We start from the raw sequence: 714 nt of genomic DNA, 5'->3' as shown, positions 1-714 counted from the left end.
GTAAGCCTTGTCCATTACATAAAAGCTTCCAGGCTCATATGATATTTGATCGAGTATTTTTACATCGTGTGTTTTGGCATTCGATATTTGTAAAAACGTTGGAATTGAAGTTTTTACATCAAATAAGGTGTGAAGTTTAATACCACCTTTTGTTTTTCGAAAATCAGCCCACCAAAATACACTCAGACAAAGATCAATTGTTGATGAATCCAGGGCATATACATTTCCATCGACGTTAATTTCAAAGTCTGATCTAAAAGATGTTTTCCGGGCTTCCTCAATAAGAACGTAGGCAAACTCTTCAAAGATTTTATAACTACGTTTTTCATTGGCAGTTCCGAGGTTCCTGCGCGACACCGTTGGGCCAAAACCAAGATGATAGTATTTAGATTTGTGGGCTTCAATACTGAGCAACAAATCCCTCATGCTATCTCTTCCTGTAAGTTGACCAAATACCATACAGAGCATTTGATTCCAGCAAGTAAAACTTTTTACATATCTATTCCCATTGTACTTGCTGACAATTCCGTCGAATACTCTTCTTGGTAAAAAATCTGTAAGCTGCGCGAAAATATATTTGCCTTGATTCATGGATTATTGCATTTTTACCTGCAAAATATCCATAAATTTTTCAAATCGTCACGCTATTAAAAAACTTTGCAGCTACGATTAACAAAGGATTTCAAAGAACGTTCGGGCATTTTTATTGCCCAC

1 protein-coding gene is annotated in these 714 nt (G+C 36.1%); it reads right to left on the bottom strand.

Features of this window, described 5'->3' with window-relative positions:
- On the bottom strand, window positions 1-591 hold a 591-nt coding region (locus JCM15548_RS20740), incomplete at its 3' end, for a DUF4372 domain-containing protein (protein ID WP_157483057.1).
- Window positions 592-714: the final 123 nt, after the last annotated feature.

Origin of the sequence: Geofilum rubicundum JCM 15548 (assembly GCF_000974365.1) — a bacterium.
In the GTDB taxonomy this organism is placed as follows: domain Bacteria; phylum Bacteroidota; class Bacteroidia; order Bacteroidales; family Marinilabiliaceae; genus Geofilum; species Geofilum rubicundum.
This window is presented reverse-complemented; position numbering and strand designations above follow the sequence as displayed.